This is a genomic window from Thiohalophilus sp. (assembly GCF_034522235.1).
GTDB lineage: Bacteria > Pseudomonadota > Gammaproteobacteria > UBA6429 > Thiohalophilaceae > Thiohalophilus.
The window spans coordinates 321,205-336,522 of the sequence record NZ_JAXHLN010000003.1 but is presented as its reverse complement, the minus strand read 5'-3'; the positions used below and the strand labels follow the sequence as shown (position 1 = coordinate 336,522).

Genomic DNA, 15,318 nt, shown 5'->3' with positions numbered 1-15,318 from the left:
CAAACAACGAATTCTTTGTGTCTTGGCGTCTTGGTGGTAATGCTTTTATGATCTATGCGTTAACGCACCTGTTCAGCGCCAGCGGCGCACTGCCTGTTCGGCAACGGCGTTGTCGGGCCGGGCGATCAGGCCGCTGGTGGTCAGGCTGACCGTGTATTCGGCGCGATCCGCCATCGGCATGTAGGTGGCGCTGCCATAGATCGCATCGACCCATGGCAACCAGCCCCGGTACTCGCGGGCCAGTTGCCAGATATCCATGCCGCGCGGCTGGTACAGACTGTAGACGGTATGCGGCGATTCCCGGGCCTGTTGCAGATTCCGGAAACGGCCGGTCAGGCGATCCAGTTGATAGGCAGTGTCCAGACCCAGCATGGTCGCCAGCCCGCTCCATTTCAGAACCCGTGCATCGATCTGCCATTCGTCACCGCGCAAGTCGAAACTCTGCGACAACTGATCGGGGTGGATCACATAGACCCGAAAGGCCTGCGGCCCGCGCGCTTCGAAACGCAGCGTGGCAATCGGTTGCTCCTGCGTGAAGCGTTGATAACCATACAGATTCAGCGCCACCGACCAGCTCAGGATGGCGGCAAAGATCAACAGCAGGCCGCTGAGCCCTTCCAGGGCACCGCGCAACAGCTTGCGCCGAAACAGCCGGGCGATGCCGGCCATCAGCAGCACCAGCCCCAGCAGTGAAATTCCCAGAATAACTATTTTGGTCAGCATACGCGTTACCGGCTGTTGATGGGGCCGCGACCTCTGACATCGGTCCGGCCATCCGCGTATAATGCCACAAACCTTCTATAAATGAGTCCGCCCATGCGCTTCTGCTGGCCACAAACCCTGTTTATCCTTCTGGTTATTGTCCTGGGCGTTGGCAGCATGCTCGCCGGCTGCGGCAAGAAAGGTCCCCTCTACCTGCCCGACGAACAACAACAAACCCGACAGGATTCCTGAACGAGCATGGATCATTTCAATTATCGCAACGGCGAGCTGTACGCCGAACAGGTGCCGGTGGCCGCAATTGCCGCGCAACACGGCACGCCCTGTTATGTCTATTCCCGCGCCACACTGGAGCGCCACTGGCAGGCCTTCGACCAGGCCCTGGGCGATCATCCACACCTGGTCTGTTACGCGGTCAAGGCCAATGCCAACCTGGCGGTGCTCAACCTGTTCGCGCGCCTGGGTTCCGGCTTCGATATCGTCTCCCAGGGCGAGCTGGAACGGGTGCTGGCCGCCGGCGGCGATCCGGCCAAAGTGGTCTTCTCCGGTGTCGGCAAACGGCCCGATGAGATGCGCCGTGCGCTGGAAGTGGGCATTCACTGTTTTAACGTGGAGTCCGAATCCGAGCTGCGGCGTCTCAACCAGATCGCCGGCGAACTGAACCTCAGCGCGCCGGTGTCGTTGCGGGTCAATCCGGATGTGGACGCCCGAACCCATCCCTATATTTCCACCGGCCTCAAGGAGAACAAGTTCGGTATCGGCATCGATCAGGCGCCGGACGTCTATGCCCGCGCCGCCGATCTGGCGCACATCACCGTTGTCGGCATCGATTGTCATATCGGTTCGCAACTGACCGAGACCGAACCGTTTCTGGATGCGCTGAGCCGGGTGCTGTTGCTGGTGGATCAGCTGGAGCAGGACGGTATCCCGATCGAACACCTGGATCTGGGCGGCGGTCTGGGGATCCGTTATCACGAGGAGACACCGCCGGAGCCGGGCGATTATGCCGCGGCCCTGCGCGAACTGCTGGCCGACCGGCCGCAAACCATTTTACTGGAACCGGGACGGGCCATCGCCGGCAATGCCGGTATTCTGGTCACACAGATCGAATACCTCAAGCAAACCCCGGACAAGAACTTCGCCATTGTCGATGCGGCGATGAACGATCTGATGCGCCCGGCCCTGTACAACGCCTGGCAGGAGATCATCCCGGTCAACACCGAACCCCACGGCGATCCCCGTTATTATGACGTGGTCGGACCGGTTTGCGAGACCGGCGACTTCCTCGGCAAGGATCGCGCCCTGTCGGTCGCCGAAGGCGACTTGCTGGCGGTGCGCTCCTGTGGCGCCTATGGTTTTTCCATGAGTTCCAATTACAACACCCGGCCGCGCGCCGCCGAGATCATGGTCGATGGCGATCAGATCCATGTAGTACGCGAACGTGAATCGCTGGCCGAGCTGTATGCCGGCGAAGCCACCCTGCCCTGAGCTGTATCCCCATGGAGCGTATCCCCGAACCGGAGCTGATGGACGAAGCGGAACAGGCCCGTGCCTATGCCTGGGCCGACTTCGACGCCCCGCACCAGTTTTTCATCGACTGTTTTCAGCAGCGTTTTACCAACCCGACCCTGCATGGCAACATCCTGGATCTGGGCTGCGGTCCGGCCGATATCAGCGTACGCTTTGCACGGGCCTACCCGCACTGCCATATTGACGGCGTCGACGGCGCCGAAGCGATGTTGCGGGAGGGTCGCCAGCGCCTGACGCAGGAACAGCTCACCGAGCGCATTCACCTGTATCGGGTCAAGCTGCCACGGGACACCATTCCCCTGCCCGCTTACGATGTCATTATCAGTAACAGCCTGCTGCATCACCTGCACGACCCGCAGGTGCTCTGGCAGGCCGTCATACAACACGGCCGCCCCGGCACACCGGTATTTGTCATGGACCTGCAGCGTCCCGCCAGCGCCCGGGAGGCACGCGAGCTGATGGAGCAGTATGCCGCGAATGAGCCGCCCATCCTGCAACGCGATTTTTATCACTCGTTGTGTGCCGCCTTTACGCCGGAAGAGGTGCGCCAGCAGTTACACCAGGCCGGACTCGATTATCTCGAGGTGAAAAGCGTCAGCGACCGGCATCTGGTGGTACAGGGCCACCTGGGCGAGTAGACTTATCACTATGGCCTTCACCAACCCCAGCCTTGAGGAAATCCGTGCCCTGCTCGGCACGATCCGGCACATTGCGGTGGTCGGTCTTTCTCCCAAACCAAACCGGCCCAGTCACCAGGTGGCCAGCGCGCTGCAACAGTTCGGCTACCACATTATTCCGGTCCGCCCGGCGGTGGACGACGTCCTCGGCGAGACAGCCTACGCAAACCTCGCCGACGCCCCCGGCCCCATCGATCTGGTCGACGTGTTCCGCGCCCCGGACCAGATCGCGCCGATCATCGACGCCTGCATCGAACTCAAACTGCCGGCCATCTGGCTGCAGGACGGCGTGATCAACGAAACCGAAGCCCAACGCGCCCGCGACGCCGGCCTCACTGTGATCATGGACCGCTGCATCTACCGCGACTATATGAATCTGATGCGTTAAAGCGCAGTCAAACGCCACCGGTTTGGTTACACTATCGTTCGTTAAGCAGGCTACCAGGCAGACTCGGCTGAAGACAAAGTGGTCTCTCCAGAGGTTTTAAATATAAAACTCTGCGCCTCTGCGTCTCCGCGAACTCTGCGTTAATTTTTTATTCTGGAAAAGTGACATGCCCTTACGGTTTACCAAAATGCACGGCCTGGGCAATGACTTCGTAGTCTTCGATGCCATAAATCAGGTGGTTGATCTGAGTCGCGAGCAGATCCGCCAGCTGGCGGATCGCCGCTTCGGCATCGGCTGTGATCAGCTGTTGCTGGTGGAGCCGCCGCGCGAGGCGGACGTCGATTTTACCTACCGGATATTCAACGCCGACGGCGGCGAGGTGGAACAGTGTGGCAACGGCGCGCGCTGCTTTGCCCGCTTCGTGCGCGACAAGGGCCTGATCGATCGCGACACCATCGAGGTGGCTACCGCCGCCGGGCGCATGACCCTGCAGATCGAGCCCGACGGGCAGGTGACCGTGAATATGGGCGTGCCACACTTTGCGCCGGCGGATGTGCCGTTTGAGGCACAAGCCCCCGCCGATCGCTACGATCTGCAGGTGGGGGATCAAACCCTCAGTATTGGTGTCGTTGCGCTGGGCAATCCGCATGCGGTGCTTGAAGTAGACAATATTGACACCGCCCCGGTCAGGCAACTGGGCCCGAAAATCGAGTCCCACCCCCGTTTTCCCCGGCGGGTGAATGCCGGGTTTATGCAGATACTCGATGCCGGCCATATCCGCCTGCGGGTCTACGAGCGCGGCGCCGGCGAGACCCTGGCCTGCGGCAGCGGCGCCTGCGCGGCGGTGGTTGTGGGTCGCCAACAGGGCCGACTTGGTGATATGGTTGAGGTCGCCCTGCCCGGCGGGGCCCTGCATATCCAGTGGCAGGGAGGGAATGCACCCGTACTGATGACCGGCCCGGCAACAACGGTGTTTGAAGGCAACATCCAGGTTCAGGGGTAATATCACGTTATGAGCAATCGCCAGGAAAACCCGCTTGCCGTGGACAAGGAGTTCGAGCGCGAGGTGGTGCGCTACCTGCGCGACAATCCCGATTTTTTCGAGCGCCATCTGGACCTGCTGGCGGACATGGTGCTGCCGCATCAGCCGCAGGGTGCCGTCTCCCTGATCGAGCGCCAGGTCTCGGTGCTGCGCGATCAAAAGCAGCAGCTCAAGCAACGCCTCCAGGAACTGACCGATTACGCCCGGCAAAACGAGGATCTCAGTACCCGGCTGAACAAGCTGATTCTGGATCTGCTGGATACCGATGACTTCGACAGCCTGCTGGGCCTGATCCAGGAGCGCCTCAAGTCCGACTTCGAGGCCGACGCGGTAGTGATTCGCCTGTTCAACTCCGGTGCGCCGATCCTCAAGGCCCATCCCGATATCATGGACTGGAGCGAACCGGCACTCGGTGCCTTTGAAAAAGTGATCGACGGCCGCAAACCGGTCTGCGGCCCCCTCAAACCGGGCCAACTCGATGCCCTGTTTAACGATTATGCCGACGTGGTGCGTTCCGCCGCGCTGATTCCGCTGGTGGAAAGCGAATCCAGCAAACAGTGTATCGGCCTGCTCGCCATCGGCAGCCAGGATCCACAACGCTTTCGCGCCAATATGGGGACCCTGTTCCTGTCTCATCTGAGCCACGTGCTCACCCGGATTCTGAAGCTCCATCTGGGCTCATGAACACCAGCGCACAGCAAGCCGTGCAGGATTATCTGGCCAAGCTGCAAAACGAACGCCAGGTTTCTCCCCACACCCTCAGCAATTACCAGCGCGATCTGCAACAACTCGCCGCGTTTTGTGCCGCGCACGATCTGACTGACTGGTCGCAACTGGATAGCCAGCATGTTCGTCAATATGTGGCACAACGCCATCGCAACGGCCTGGGCGCCCGCAGCCTGCAGCGGGCCCTGTCGGCCATGCGCGGGTTTTTTGATTTTCTGATCCGCGCGGGCCGACTCAACCATAACCCGGCCCGCGACATCCAGGCGCCGAAGATCAAACGCAAGCTGCCGCACACCCTGGACGTGGACAAGACCGCCGCGCTGCTGGATCTGCAGGGCAAGGATCCCCTGGTCATCCGCGATCGCGCCATTCTGGAACTGTTTTACTCCTCGGGGCTGCGCCTGGCCGAACTGGTGCAACTGGATCGATCCCAGCTGGATCTGGCCGAGGCGCAGGTGAGCCTGCACGGCAAGGGTAACAAAAGCCGCATCGTCCCCGTTGGCCGGCAGGCATTGGCGGCGTTGCAGGCCTGGCTCGTCGTCCGCCAGGCTATCCCCTTGCAAGATGAACAGGCTTTGTTTGTCAGTCGCCAGGGGCGGCGGATCTCCGGGCGCAATATTCAAAAACGCCTGCGCGAATGGGCGCAGCGCCAGGGTATCGATGTCCCGGTTCATCCCCACATGCTGCGTCACTCCTTTGCCAGCCATCTGCTCGAATCGAGCGGCGATCTGCGCGCGGTGCAGGAACTGCTCGGCCACTCGGACATCAGCACCACCCAGATCTATACCCATCTCGATTTCCAGCATCTTGCCAGGGTCTATGATCAGGCCCATCCCCGGGCGCGCAAGAAGCGGCGTGACTGAATCCGCACCTCACGAATAACCGCTGTCTATTCGCCTTTATCTGGGCTACGCTTGAGAATGTACTAATCGGACAACAGGAGTCCCTGACCATGTATCTGCTCCGCAAATTTCGTAAGGGCTTTAGTCTGTTCATTCTTACCACTATGCTGTCACTGGGGATCACGGCACCCGGTTACGCAGCCATGCTCGGTACCAATGACATTCTCGCTGGCGACAGCCTCCAGCAGGAACGGGCGCACGTAAAAGAAGTACTCCAGCGGGACGAAGTCCGGGACCAGTTGGTCGCGCTTGGTGTCGATCCGGCCGATGCGATCGAACGAGTTGATGCCATGACCGAACAGGAGATCCGGATGTTGGCCGGTCAGCTTGAGGAACTGCCTGCCGGCGCAAGCGCGCTGGGACTGCTCGCCTTTGTGCTGGTCGTTCTGTTGATTACCGATCTGCTTAACCTGACCAACGTCTACAATATCTGAGATCCGTTTTAATGGCTGTCTGTTACACCGGCCCCCGCCTTGCGGGGGTTTTTCTTTTGATCCTGACGGGTTTGCTGCCTGGCGGCTGTGCCGGAACACCGCAAAGCGATCGCCTGCTCGAGTCCGCTCCGGCCGACCTCAACCCGGTGGTGGAACTGACTGACGTCCCGTTTCATCCCCAGGAAGCCTATCAGTGTGGTCCCGCCTCACTGGCCATGCTTGCCAACTGGCAGGCTGTCGATATCACACCGCAGGAACTGACCCCGAAACTCTATATTCCCGGCAAAAAAGGCAGTCTGCAGATAGAACTGCTCAGCAATACCCGCCAACTGGGGCTGATCCCTTATGTCCTGAAACCCGAACTGCACGATCTGCTGCGCGAGGTCGAGGCAGGCAATCCGGTGCTGGTATTCCAGAATCTGGCCCTGGACTGGTATCCCCGCTGGCATTATGCGGTGCTGATCGGTTATGACCTCAATGCCGATACGATCATCCTGCGTTCGGGGACCGATCAACGACGTCTCAATACCCTGGCCCAGTTCGAACGCACCTGGCAGCGGGCCGATCGCTGGGCCATGCTGGCACTTCAACCGGGACAACTGCCGGCCACGGTGGAATACTGGCGTTATCTGCGCACCCTCGCCAGCATGGAACAGGTGAACCGACACGGGCCGGCGGCAGCGGGATACCGCGCCGGGTTGCAACAGTGGCCGGAGGATGTGCGCCTGCTGATGGGGCTGGCTAACAGTCAGTATGCACAGGGTCAAACCGCCGCAACGATGACGACCTTGCACCAATTACTCGATGCCCGACCCGATTATGCGCCCGCGCATAACAATCTGGCACACCTCTATTTGCAGCAAGGACGATTAACCCGGGCCGAACAACATGCCCGGCGCGCTGTGGCACTGGGCGGCGAACACCTCGGGACGTATCAACAAACGCTTGAGGAAATTCTTCAACGTCAACAGCTGGAGTAAATTATCGCGCCCGCTGTTTTCGGCTCAGCAGATAAAACAACCCGCCGGCTATTCCCAGTCCCCAGGCAATCATGGCCCCCGAAGGCAGATCAAATAATGCTGAGCACAGCAGCCCCACAAAATACCCGGTCACACCGATAGCGTAGGCCGCCAGACCCGGTCGACGCCAGTGCAGAGAGGCCAGCGCCGGAATGATCAAACTGGCAAACACCAGATAGACACCCACCAGTTGCGTGGAGAGGGTAATGGTCACGGCAAAAACGGGATAAAAGCCGTAGCTGCCAAGCCTCTCCCGCCAACCGAACCAGAGCGCCAGGATCACGGCATAGATGATCGCGGTGGCGATCAGGTCGCTGTATTCCACCCACAGGATCTGTCCGACCAGTACTTCACGCAATCGCTCTCCACCATGCGGATCCTTGGCCAGCAACAGAATACTGCCCGTCGCCGCCAGCATGAACAGGATGCCGATCAGGGCCTCCTGAATCGCAGCGGGGGCATGGCGTACCTGGTACAACAAACTGGCACCAACCACGGCGGCGCTGACCGCCACCAGCTGATTGATCAATGCCCCGTGCGCTTCCAGCCCGATAAAATGCGCGATGATCAGTCCCAGCGCCGCCATCTGGGCAATGGCCAGATCCAGGAAGATGATGCCCCGTTGCAGGACTTCCCGGCCGAGCGGGACATGGGTACTCAGGATCAACATACCGGCCAGCAAGGCCGGCAGGATGATGCCAAGTTGCAACATCAGATCATCAGATTTCACTGGCTGGCCTCCAGTAACTGATTCAGCATGGCGTCATACAGACTGAACAGATCCCCGGCCTGCTCGCTGCCACCGACGGTATAGGGCAGGGTAATCACCGCAAGCTGACTTCGCCGCGACAACCATTTTGCCCCCCGATCATTCTGGTAGGCCGCAAGAATAATGAAGTCGGGCCTGTCGCGTTGAATATTCTCCAGCAGACTTGCCAGATGTCCGCTGGTCGGCGGCAAGCCGGGCTTCGGCTCCAGATCGGCGACCGCCTCGATCCCTAACCAGGCAAACAGATAGCTCCAGGTACGGTGTTGCACCACCGCCTTCTTGCCGTGTAGCGGTTGCGCTTTTTTCTCCCATGCAGTAATGGCCGACTGCCAGCGTTCGGAAAACGCCTCGAGATTGGCCTGATACGCGGCGGCGTTATACGGATCGATCTTCTCCAGTCGCCGTGCAAGTTGCCCGGCAACTTGCAACAATCGATAGGGATCCAGATGCAGATGCGGATTTCCGGCGGCATGGATATCGCCCATACTGCGATCCACTTGCTCGAGCTTTTCGATCAGATCCACCTGCCCGGCCGCCATAAAATACCCCGGCTTGCCCTGCTGAATCCGCCCGTTACCGGACTGGCGCAGCAACAGCGGCAGCCAGCCCACCTCCAGTTCCGCACCGGTGCAAACCACCATATCCGCATTACGGGCTCGCGCAATCAGCGATGGCCGGGCCTCGATGTGATGCGGATCCTGGTAGGCGGTTGTCGCGGAAACGACACTGACCTGCTGTTGACCAATCGCCTCGGCCAGCGCCGCCCATTCCGGTTCGCAGGCCAGCACGTCCACTTTCGCCACGGCCTGAGAGGCCGTGGCGAACAGGAGGGCGAATAATGCAAGGAAGACTGGTTTGTTAAAGCTTCGCATCATCCTCCTCCTTTTCAGTACTTGTGCGCGCCATGCGCACCCAGGCTCATGATGTACTGCAGCATGACCATGTCGTTTTTCTCGTGTCCGTTATCCAGTTCGCTGTACTGCAAGCGCAGGCGGCTGAAATGGCTGGGCGAATAATCGATCATGACACTGACACGTTCGGGATCCTTCGCCTCGGTTCCCAGGCCCGACTCTTCGAGGTATTCATCCAGATCAATGTTCGTACCGGCAAAGTTGGTGATGGCGTTATCGGCCTTGAGACGGTCATAACGCAGCCCCACGCGCCAGGCGGGCATGAACTGATACACCCCTTGAAGATAGAAGCCCTGCTGTTCACCAACATAGTCAGCACTTGCGAATTCAGTGTCAGACTCGGCAAAGTCCGAATCGCCCTTTTCGTCGCGCACAAAATATTCCGCCTGGAATTTGAAATTGGTCTGCTTCGGGTTGCCGTTGGGCGCCCATTTGTAGACAAAATCAATCCCGGCGATATCGACCTCACCGTTGAGCAATTCATTATCGGCCGCATCCGTGCCTGCGCCATGAGCGTGCCCGCCCGCTTCACGCTTGTCGAATTTCGAGCTGTAGTAACTGGCGCCCAGTTGCCAGCTGGAACTGACACTCATATCCCCGCCGGTTTTAACAAACAGGCTGCGCCCGTTGTTGTTATCCGCGTTCTCGCCGCCGGGAAATGCGCTGCCGGCGGTGATCTCCGCGCCCAGGCTCAGATAAAACGGGGTCGGCGCGACCCAGCGTACCTGCATCCCGGTATCGTTCAGATGCCCACCCAGCATGGCATCATAGACCAGCGGTCGATCGGCAAAGTCGTGCGCATGGTCGTGGATGGCATTGAGATAGCCGATCCCCGAATAGAACTTGCCGCCTCTTATCATGACCCCCTGACCCAGTCCCAGGGTTTCGATAAAGGCCTCTTCCAGTTCAACGGTGGTTTCACCATCCTCGTAGACAATCGGCGCGGTCATCTGACCGTAGAATTTGTCATCGATATTGGCCGAGAGCACCAGCTCGTTGTGTCCCGTGGCAAAGCCCTTCTCGGGCAGACCGGCTTCGCCGCCGAGTTGAAAGCCGGGCAGTTCCAGCTCGCTGTTATCGATATCGGTATAGCGACCATCCAGAATCAAACTGATCGCGGGATTGAACTCATTACCGGCTATTTTTCCCATGCTCTGGGCTTGTGCAACGATCGGCAGGCTGGCGACGCCTGCCACACTCAGTGAAAGTATGCTTGTTCTGAACATTGTTAGCTCCTGACTCATTGTCCCGTCACATCACACCAATGACGATCGCTCATGTCTTGCATGGCGCAAAAACACGGCATGCCATGACGGGAAGATCACACCTGTACGCAATGCCCCGTTCGGGGATTACACTGTCAATTTAAATTTATGATCGAGGGAGTTCAGGCGCGCGGCGGGCCACGGGACGAATTGGCATAGACAGGGGAGAAGTAAACCGGCTGTTCAACAGACGGCGCAAGGATCCCGCGCCGTTCGAAACAGACGTTCAGAACCGGTGCGGAGTGTACCGCATTCATATTTGGCTGGGCATGCAGACAGAGCTGACATTCGCTCTCACCCGCGAAATCCCTGGCGTGTTCGCTCTCGTGCAACAGCAACGCGGACTGCCCCAGCAACACGAGCAGTAACAACACGCGTGTCAGGTTATGCCATCGAAATTGTCGCCAGGAGTGCATTGCTGTTATCAAGTCCGCTTCATGGAGAGGTCAGCTGCAGCTTATAACCCGAAAACTTGCGCAGGTTCAAGACGCCGCTGCTTAAAATCAGATATTGCCCCTTGATTCCCTGTAGCACACCTTCAATGAGTGGGGTTTTGTCGAAGTTCAGGGAAGTGATCTTCTGCGGATAAGCGGTGACCGGATAGCGGATGTCCACCACGGTCTCATCGGTCAACAGGCTCAGGCTATCCTCACCTTGTTGCGCCGCCAGCTGATTCAGTTCATTACGGCATTGTTCGAACAGCTCATCCCGGCGCGTCGCCAGATCGACGAACTCGGGTTCGCCCTTGAGCATTCGCTGCCAGGCGGTCTTGTCCGCCACGTGTTGCTTGAGAATCACTTCCGCCAGACCGGAGATCAGGCGGTTTTTAACCCGCATGATCGGCAGTGCCTGAGAAGCCCCCTGGTCCATCCAGCGGGTCGGGATCTGGCTGCCCCGGGTAATCCCCACCTTGATGCCCGACGAATTGGCCAGATAGACATAATGGTCCCGCAGACAGTGCTGCGCGGCCCATTCCGGCTCGCGGCAGGTCCCTTCGAAATAGTGGCATTGCTCGGGCTTGACGATGCAGCTGTCGCACTGGGCCAGGGAGCGGAAGCAGGGATAACAATAGCCCTGGTTGAAGCTTTTGCTGGTCTTGCGACCGCATTCGATACAGTGAATCTCGCCGAGGAACTGCAATTGGATGGCCCGGCCAAACAAGGGGCTCATTGCCAGCTGTTGATCCCCGATGGGTAGCTGGTAATCGACCGGATCAGACAGGTGCGTGGTGAGCTTGCGAATATTACCGATAATTTCCATGAGCGGATTGTCGCACAGTTTACGTCCGGCGCCCATCGCCGGGTATAAACTGCAGGATTAATCGAATCGGTGTTGATCGATTCAGTCGCCTTTGGCGAACTCCTCACGCAATTTCTTGTAGAAGGCGTTGGTGCCGCCCTCCATGAAGTAGTAGTCCTTCACACCACGCTGTTCGAGACGATACATCAACCAGCGTACCTGCTTGCCGGCTTCGTCATAGATATACATAGTCTCACCGGTCCTGGCCGCTTTGGCGATCAACTCGCCCATTTTCTTTTCATCCGCCAGGGAGGCCCGGTGTTCCTTGCCCATGAACAGCGCATAACCCGCGCGCTGTAACGGATCACGTGCATCGACGATCATGTTGCCATCCCGGTTGGCATTACCGACAAACTCCTCCGGTTTTATCAAATGTTGTTTGAACACCGGCTTGGCGATCAGTTTTGCCGGATCCAGTGGCGACTCACCCAGCAGCACCGACCGTTCCGGCTGGTTTTGTGCCCAGTCCATGATCCCGGCATCGAATGAGACTACATTCTCAACGCCGCGCTGCAACGCTTTACGCGCCGCCTTGTAGGACTTCATGCAGGTCTTGCCGTTACAGTAGGTCACAATGGTCTTATCCGGATTTGCCTGACGCAGCTGGTGCATGCGATCGACATAATCGGAGGCACCGAGTGAAATATTGATCGCCTTTTTGATATGCAGGGTATCGTATTCATAGCCGGAGCGGACATCGACGATAATCACCTCGTCATAGCGTTTGGCCAGTTCATCGAGTTCGATATGCGGGACATCCAGATACAGACTGCGACCGGGGAATTCGTCATTGGCCTGCGCCGAAGAGACCGCGATCAGAAGCAGACTCAAAAAACCGACAAGTACACGCATTTGACACCTCTGTAGTCATAAGCTGTGGGGCTGGTTGAATAAAATATATCGACCATCTGCTGTTCTGCTTGAATTATTTTTGAACCAGCTCACCTATTTATAATGCGTGTTTAACCGCCGTGGTAGGGGACACTCAATTCGTGGACGGCGTCAATAAAGGCGCGGGCGTGTTCCGGGTCCACATGCTGGTGAATGCCGTGTCCCAGATTGAAGATGTGTCCCTCGCCCGGCCCATAGCTCTCCAGGATAGTGGCCACTTCGGCGCGGATGCGCTCGGGGGAGGCGTAGAGGACGCAGGGATCCATATTCCCCTGCAGGGCAACCTGCTGACCTACCCGCTGGCGGGCCAGGCCGATGTCGATGGTCCAGTCCAGTCCCAGCGCGTCGGCACCGATGTCGGCCTGATCCTCCAGCCACTGGCAGCCCCCTTTGCTGAAGATGATCACCGGCACCTTGCGACCTTCGTGCTCGCGGGTCAGACCGGCGATGATCCGGCGCATATAGTGGAGGGAGAATTCACTGTAATCCCGCGTGGTCAGCACCCCGCCCCAGGTGTCGAAGATCATCACCGCCTGGGCGCCGGCGGCGATCTGGGCATTGAGGTAGTCGATCACGGTATGCGCCAGCTTCTCCAGCAACTGGTGCATCGCCCGGGGATTTTCGTAGAGCAACCCTTTGACCAGGGCGAACTCCTTGGTGGTGCCACCCTCCACCATGTAGGTGGCCAGGGTCCAGGGACTGCCGGAGAAACCGATCAGCGGCATCCGGCCGTCCAGCTCGCGACGAATCGTGCTCACTGCGTCCATCACATAACCGAGGCTGTCGGCGACATCGGGGACCGGCAGTTGCTCGATCGCCGCGGCCGAACGCAGCGGCCGCTCAAAGCAGGGACCTTCGCCCTCGGCAAAGTAGAGGCCCAGGTCCATGGCATCGGGAATGGTCAGAATATCGGAAAACAGAATCGCCGCATCCAGATCGAAGCGATCCAGCGGCTGCATCGTTACCTCGGTGGCCAGCTCCGGGTTCTTGCACAGATCCAGAAAACTGCCGGCCTTCTCACGCGTGGCGCGATACTCGGGCAGATAACGCCCGGCCTGGCGCATCATCCACACCGGCGTCACATCCACCGGCTCACGCGCCAGGGCCTTCAACAAACGATCATTTTTCAATTCAGTCATTCTTGTCCACTTTTTATGATCGACGACTCAAACGCGGAGCACGCAGAGGCGCGGAGGCGCAGAGAGAATCAATTCTGTTTCTTGTTGTCGGTTGCAGGCAGGATAAAGTCGCGCAGAAACGCAGGACGAAATTTATTATTTTTTTCTCCGCGCCTCTGCGACTCAGCGTCCTCTGCGTTAATTATTCACACCTCAAGATAGTCGAGGATGCCTTCGGCGGCTTCGCGGCCTTCGTAGACGGCGGTGACCACCAGGTCGGAGCCGCGTACCATGTCGCCGCCGGCGAAGATCTTCGGATTGGCGGTCTGGTGTTTGTATTCCTGTTTTTGCGGGGCCTTGACCCGACCGCGTTCATCGATCGCGATCTGGTATTCCTCGAACCAGTCACCGGGGCTGGGCTGGAAACCGAAGGCGATGATCACCGCATCGGCCATGATGATCTCTTCGGAGCCGGCCACCGGTTCGGGACGGCGACGGCCGCGCTCGTCGGGTTCGCCCAGCTGCGTGGTCACCACCTTGACGCCTTCCACCTGGCCGTTGCCGACGATCTCCACCGGCTGACGGTTCCACATGAACTTCACGCCCTCTTCCTTGGCATTGCCCACTTCCCGTTTGGAACCGGGCATGTTGGCTTCATCGCGCCGATAGGCACAGGTCACCGAGGCGGCACCCTGGCGAATCGAGGTCCGGTTGCAATCCATGGCGGTATCACCCCCGCCCAGCACCACCACGTGGCGACCCTGCATGCTGATGTAATCTTTCGGATCTTTTTCGTAGTTATAACAATGATTCACATTCGAAATCAGAAAATCGAGCGCCGCGTAAACCCCGTGCAGATCCTCACCGGCGATCCCGGCGGTCATGTATTTGTAGGTCCCCATCCCCAGGAACACCGCGTCATATTGATCCGCGATCGCCTTGAAGGCGATGTCCTTGCCGATCTCCACGCCGAGCCTGAATTCGATGCCCATGCCTTCGAATATCTCGCGGCGCTTGTGGACGACTTCCTTTTCCAGCTTGAATTCGGGAATCCCGAAGGTCAGCAGGCCGCCGATCTCCGGATAACGATCATAGACGGTGACAGCAACCCCGTTGCGCGCCAGCACATCGGCGCAGCCCAGACCGGCCGGGCCGGCACCGATCACGGCAACCTTTTTGCCGGTCGCCTCGACACCGCTCATGTCGGGCCGCCAGCCCTGTTCGAAGGCGGTATCGCTGATGTATTTTTCGATGGAGCCGATGGTCACCGCGCCGAAACCGTCGTTCAGGGTGCAGGCGCCCTCGCAGAGGCGATCCTGCGGGCAGACCCGGCCGCAGATCTCGGGCAGGGAGTTGGTGCGATGGGACAGCTCGGCGGCCTCGGTGATATTACCTTCGGCGATCAGCTTCAGCCAGTTGGGAATATAGTTATGGACCGGGCATTTCCATTCGCAATAGGGATTGCCACACTCCAGACAACGGTCTGCCTGCTGTGCCGCCGACTCGGCATCGTACTGACCATAGATCTCGCGATATTCCTTGATCCGGATATTGACCCGTTTCTTTTCCGGATCGATGCGCTTGACCTGTAAAAACTGAAACGTGTTACCCATGATTTGCTCTAACT

General features: G+C 58.9%; 18 protein-coding genes. 9 read left to right on the top strand and 9 right to left on the bottom strand.

Going from position 1 to position 15,318, the window contains the following annotated elements:
- Nucleotides 1-72 precede the first annotated feature (72 nt).
- On the bottom strand, nucleotides 73-723 hold the full coding sequence (locus U5J94_RS04520; RefSeq protein WP_322564447.1) for a hypothetical protein: 651 nt from the start codon (nucleotides 721-723) through the stop codon (nucleotides 73-75).
- Between the two features lie 93 nt (nucleotides 724-816).
- Here U5J94_RS04520 and lptM point away from each other — a divergent pair, with 93 nt between their 5' ends.
- The 9 genes from lptM (at nucleotide 817) to U5J94_RS04475 (ending at nucleotide 7,399) form a co-directional block, all read left to right on the top strand.
- Nucleotides 817-954: an LPS translocon maturation chaperone LptM gene (gene lptM, locus U5J94_RS04515; protein WP_322564446.1), complete on the top strand. Its 138-nt coding sequence runs from the start codon at nucleotides 817-819 to the stop codon at nucleotides 952-954.
- 6 nt (nucleotides 955-960) lie between these two features.
- The gene (lysA, locus tag U5J94_RS04510) at nucleotides 961-2,208 is read left to right on the top strand and encodes a diaminopimelate decarboxylase (RefSeq protein WP_322564445.1); all 1,248 of its coding nucleotides are present in this window, start codon (nucleotides 961-963) and stop codon (nucleotides 2,206-2,208) included.
- 11 nt (nucleotides 2,209-2,219) lie between these two features.
- Nucleotides 2,220-2,888 (top strand): class I SAM-dependent methyltransferase, encoded by a 669-nt coding sequence (locus U5J94_RS04505; RefSeq protein WP_322564444.1) that lies wholly within the window; start codon nucleotides 2,220-2,222, stop codon nucleotides 2,886-2,888.
- A 10-nt stretch (nucleotides 2,889-2,898) separates the two neighbouring features.
- Nucleotides 2,899-3,315 (top strand): CoA-binding protein, encoded by a 417-nt coding sequence (locus tag U5J94_RS04500; protein ID WP_322564443.1) that lies wholly within the window; start codon nucleotides 2,899-2,901, stop codon nucleotides 3,313-3,315.
- A gap of 166 nt (nucleotides 3,316-3,481) precedes the next feature.
- Nucleotides 3,482-4,318, top strand: coding sequence for a diaminopimelate epimerase (gene dapF / locus U5J94_RS04495; RefSeq protein ID WP_322564442.1), 837 nt, complete (start codon nucleotides 3,482-3,484; stop codon nucleotides 4,316-4,318).
- 9 nt (nucleotides 4,319-4,327) lie between these two features.
- Nucleotides 4,328-5,041 carry a DUF484 family protein gene (locus tag U5J94_RS04490; RefSeq protein ID WP_322564441.1) on the top strand — a complete coding sequence of 238 codons (714 nt, stop codon included), beginning with the start codon at nucleotides 4,328-4,330 and terminating at the stop codon, nucleotides 5,039-5,041.
- Nucleotides 5,038-5,946 (top strand): tyrosine recombinase XerC, encoded by a 909-nt coding sequence (gene xerC / locus U5J94_RS04485; RefSeq protein ID WP_322564440.1) that lies wholly within the window; start codon nucleotides 5,038-5,040, stop codon nucleotides 5,944-5,946. The genes U5J94_RS04490 and xerC overlap by 4 nt, the downstream gene beginning before the upstream one ends.
- 89 nt (nucleotides 5,947-6,035) lie before the next feature.
- The gene (locus tag U5J94_RS04480; protein WP_322564439.1) at nucleotides 6,036-6,419 is read left to right on the top strand and encodes a PA2779 family protein; all 384 of its coding nucleotides are present in this window, start codon (nucleotides 6,036-6,038) and stop codon (nucleotides 6,417-6,419) included.
- Between the two features lie 56 nt (nucleotides 6,420-6,475).
- Complete coding sequence (locus tag U5J94_RS04475; RefSeq protein WP_322564438.1) at nucleotides 6,476-7,399, top strand: PA2778 family cysteine peptidase; 924 nt, start codon at nucleotides 6,476-6,478, stop codon at nucleotides 7,397-7,399.
- Between the two features lies 1 nt (nucleotide 7,400).
- Here U5J94_RS04475 and U5J94_RS04470 read toward each other — a convergent pair whose 3' ends face one another.
- The 8 genes from U5J94_RS04470 to U5J94_RS04435 form a co-directional block, all read right to left on the bottom strand.
- A complete protein-coding gene (locus U5J94_RS04470; protein ID WP_322564437.1) occupies nucleotides 7,401-8,168 on the bottom strand; it encodes a metal ABC transporter permease in 768 nt (255 codons plus the stop codon).
- A complete protein-coding gene (locus tag U5J94_RS04465; RefSeq protein WP_322564436.1) occupies nucleotides 8,165-9,082 on the bottom strand; it encodes a metal ABC transporter substrate-binding protein in 918 nt (305 codons plus the stop codon). Before U5J94_RS04465 ends, U5J94_RS04470 begins: the two co-directional genes overlap by 4 nt.
- A gap of 11 nt (nucleotides 9,083-9,093) precedes the next feature.
- Nucleotides 9,094-10,344: a hypothetical protein gene (locus U5J94_RS04460; protein WP_322564435.1), complete on the bottom strand. Its 1,251-nt coding sequence runs from the start codon at nucleotides 10,342-10,344 to the stop codon at nucleotides 9,094-9,096.
- A gap of 161 nt (nucleotides 10,345-10,505) precedes the next feature.
- Nucleotides 10,506-10,757, bottom strand: a complete 252-nt coding sequence (locus U5J94_RS04455; protein ID WP_322564434.1) for a hypothetical protein — start codon at nucleotides 10,755-10,757, stop codon at nucleotides 10,506-10,508.
- Between the two features lie 61 nt (nucleotides 10,758-10,818).
- Nucleotides 10,819-11,679 (bottom strand): DUF2797 domain-containing protein, encoded by an 861-nt coding sequence (locus U5J94_RS04450; RefSeq protein WP_322564433.1) that lies wholly within the window; start codon nucleotides 11,677-11,679, stop codon nucleotides 10,819-10,821.
- A gap of 45 nt (nucleotides 11,680-11,724) precedes the next feature.
- Complete coding sequence (locus tag U5J94_RS04445) at nucleotides 11,725-12,534, bottom strand: rhodanese-like domain-containing protein (protein ID WP_322564432.1); 810 nt, start codon at nucleotides 12,532-12,534, stop codon at nucleotides 11,725-11,727.
- Nucleotides 12,535-12,644: 110 nt separating this feature from the next.
- A complete protein-coding gene (gene hemE / locus U5J94_RS04440) occupies nucleotides 12,645-13,712 on the bottom strand; it encodes a uroporphyrinogen decarboxylase (RefSeq protein WP_322564431.1) in 1,068 nt (355 codons plus the stop codon).
- A 185-nt stretch (nucleotides 13,713-13,897) separates the two neighbouring features.
- Nucleotides 13,898-15,304: a glutamate synthase subunit beta gene (locus U5J94_RS04435; protein WP_322564430.1), complete on the bottom strand. Its 1,407-nt coding sequence runs from the start codon at nucleotides 15,302-15,304 to the stop codon at nucleotides 13,898-13,900.
- Nucleotides 15,305-15,318: the final 14 nt, after the last annotated feature.

Excerpts from the sequence above, each read along its gene's own strand:
- lysA (WP_322564445.1), top strand. The coding sequence starts at position 961 with ATGGATCATTTCAATTATCGCAACGGCGAGCTGTACGCCGAACAGGTG.
- lptM (WP_322564446.1), top strand. The coding sequence starts at position 817 with ATGCGCTTCTGCTGGCCACAAACCCTGTTTATCCTTCTGGTTATTGTC.
- U5J94_RS04500 (WP_322564443.1), top strand. The coding sequence starts at position 2,899 with ATGGCCTTCACCAACCCCAGCCTTGAGGAAATCCGTGCCCTGCTCGGC.
- U5J94_RS04520 (WP_322564447.1), bottom strand. The coding sequence starts at position 723 with ATGCTGACCAAAATAGTTATTCTGGGAATTTCACTGCTGGGGCTGGTG.
- U5J94_RS04480 (WP_322564439.1), top strand. The coding sequence starts at position 6,036 with ATGTATCTGCTCCGCAAATTTCGTAAGGGCTTTAGTCTGTTCATTCTT.
- U5J94_RS04460 (WP_322564435.1), bottom strand. The coding sequence starts at position 10,344 with ATGTTCAGAACAAGCATACTTTCACTGAGTGTGGCAGGCGTCGCCAGC.
- hemE (WP_322564431.1), bottom strand. The coding sequence starts at position 13,712 with ATGACTGAATTGAAAAATGATCGTTTGTTGAAGGCCCTGGCGCGTGAG.
- U5J94_RS04445 (WP_322564432.1), bottom strand. The coding sequence starts at position 12,534 with ATGCGTGTACTTGTCGGTTTTTTGAGTCTGCTTCTGATCGCGGTCTCT.
- U5J94_RS04450 (WP_322564433.1), bottom strand. The coding sequence starts at position 11,679 with ATGGGCGCCGGACGTAAACTGTGCGACAATCCGCTCATGGAAATTATC.
- dapF (WP_322564442.1), top strand. The coding sequence starts at position 3,482 with ATGCCCTTACGGTTTACCAAAATGCACGGCCTGGGCAATGACTTCGTA.
- U5J94_RS04465 (WP_322564436.1), bottom strand. The coding sequence starts at position 9,082 with ATGATGCGAAGCTTTAACAAACCAGTCTTCCTTGCATTATTCGCCCTC.
- U5J94_RS04435 (WP_322564430.1), bottom strand. The coding sequence starts at position 15,304 with ATGGGTAACACGTTTCAGTTTTTACAGGTCAAGCGCATCGATCCGGAA.
- xerC (WP_322564440.1), top strand. The coding sequence starts at position 5,038 with ATGAACACCAGCGCACAGCAAGCCGTGCAGGATTATCTGGCCAAGCTG.
- U5J94_RS04505 (WP_322564444.1), top strand. The coding sequence starts at position 2,220 with ATGGAGCGTATCCCCGAACCGGAGCTGATGGACGAAGCGGAACAGGCC.
- U5J94_RS04490 (WP_322564441.1), top strand. The coding sequence starts at position 4,328 with ATGAGCAATCGCCAGGAAAACCCGCTTGCCGTGGACAAGGAGTTCGAG.